At 56.3% G+C, this 1,670-nt stretch carries 2 tRNA genes and 2 rRNA genes; all 4 read left to right on the top strand.

From position 1 onward, the window contains the following. Positions 1 to 406 (top strand): 16S ribosomal RNA (locus tag BLS81_RS20265); the annotation flags it as partial. 163 nt (positions 407 to 569) lie between these two features. Then, positions 570 to 646 (top strand) — tRNA-Ile (locus BLS81_RS20260). A 241-nt stretch (positions 647 to 887) separates the two neighbouring features. Next, positions 888 to 963 (top strand) — tRNA-Ala (locus BLS81_RS20255). Positions 964 to 1,278: 315 nt separating this feature from the next. Further along, positions 1,279 to 1,670 (top strand): 23S ribosomal RNA (locus BLS81_RS20250); the annotation flags it as partial.

Genomic DNA, 1,670 nt, shown 5'->3' with positions numbered 1-1,670 from the left:
AGTTGGGGACTCTAAAGGAACCGCCGGTGATAAGCCGGAGGAAGGTGGGGATGACGTCAAGTCCTCATGGCCCTTACGCGCTGGGCTACACACGTGCTACAATGGCAACTACAGTGGGCAGCAATCCTGCAAGGGTGAGCTAATCTCCAAAAGTTGTCTCAGTTCGGATTGTTCTCTGCAACTCGAGAGCATGAAGGCGGAATCGCTAGTAATCGCGGATCAGCATGCCGCGGTGAATACGTTCCCAGGCCTTGTACACACCGCCCGTCACACCATGGGAGTTGGGTTCACCCGAAGGCGTTGCGCTAACTCGCAAGAGAGGCAGGCGACCACGGTGGGCTTAGCGACTGGGGTGAAGTCGTAACAAGGTAGCCGTAGGGGAACCTGCGGCTGGATCACCTCCTTTCTAAGGATATCGGCAGAAAGCGCCTGATGGTTCGCCACCAGGAAGAGCTTCTTCCATTCCAAAGAACATTTTAGCCGCCGTCCTCATGTCCCTTCATCAGATTAGAAAATCCAGCTTGAGCTGGTTCTCGTGCCCCGCAGGCTTTGCCTGTGGCTGGTGCAATGGGCCGGTAGCTCAGGTGGTTAGAGCGCACGCCTGATAAGCGTGAGGTCGTAGGTTCAACTCCTACTCGGCCCACCATTGCGCAGCGAAAGAGACGGCGCAGCGAAGCTGCGACGCACTTTCGCAAGCACGGCCAGCGCTGCGAAGCGCGCCCATAAGGCGCAGCTTTGCTGCGACTGACGGGCGCAAGCGGGAGCGTGACGACTGCCAAACCAGCGCCGCGGGCAAAGCCCGCGTCGTCGGACGGAACTGCGTTCCGCCGGCCGTGCTGGCGAGCGTGCGAATTAGCGTTCGCTAATTCGTCTCGTCGCTGGCGCATGGGGCCTTAGCTCAGCTGGGAGAGCGGTTGCTTTGCAAGCATCAGGTCATCGGTTCGATCCCGATAGGCTCCACCATCTCCACCAGCGATTTTCTAAGATGATGAAGACATCAGTTTGTCGGTTCTTGCGAGAGCCGGCGATACCGAGAGCGCGACGCGCTCTCCTATTTGACATTGTGAATGGGTTCTTAAAATCGATGCCGTGAATACGGCGTTTGGTTTGGACGAGAGGTTTGGAAGGTTCGCCTTCCCGATCGCAAGGCCGGACCATGCGCTGATAATATCAGGCTGAGCATTTTAATCATCCGCACCAAGATACTGTGACGTTGCTGCTCTGCCGAGTTTTGGTTGGTCGAAAGGCCAACCCAGCATTGTCATTGGTGGTGCGGACTCTCAAGCGTGAGGTAAGGGCAATTCGTGGATGCCTTGGCGCATACAGGCGATGAAGGACGTGGCACGCTGCGATAAGCTGCGGTGAGGTGTGAGCAACCTTTGACCCGCAGATTTCCGAATGGGGAAACCCACCCATCCCGTTTAACTCTGCCGTGTGGTGACACACGGTTGGGCTAAATGGGTTGAGGTATCATGAAGGTGAATACATAGCTTTCGTGAAGCGAACCCGGCGAACTGAAACATCTCAGTAGCTGGAGGAAAAGACATCAACCGAGATTCCGTTAGTAGTGGCGAGCGAACGCGGACCAGGCCAGTGCCTGATATTCAACTAGCAGAACAGTTTGGAAAGACTGGCCGTAGCGGGTGACAGCCCCGTATGCGAAAGTGAGA

Source organism: Sphingomonas sp. NFR15 (assembly GCF_900103265.1).
Lineage (GTDB): Bacteria > Pseudomonadota > Alphaproteobacteria > Sphingomonadales > Sphingomonadaceae > Sphingomonas > Sphingomonas pollutisoli.
Note: the sequence above shows the minus strand (reverse complement) of the source record. Positions and strands in the feature narration are given on the sequence as shown.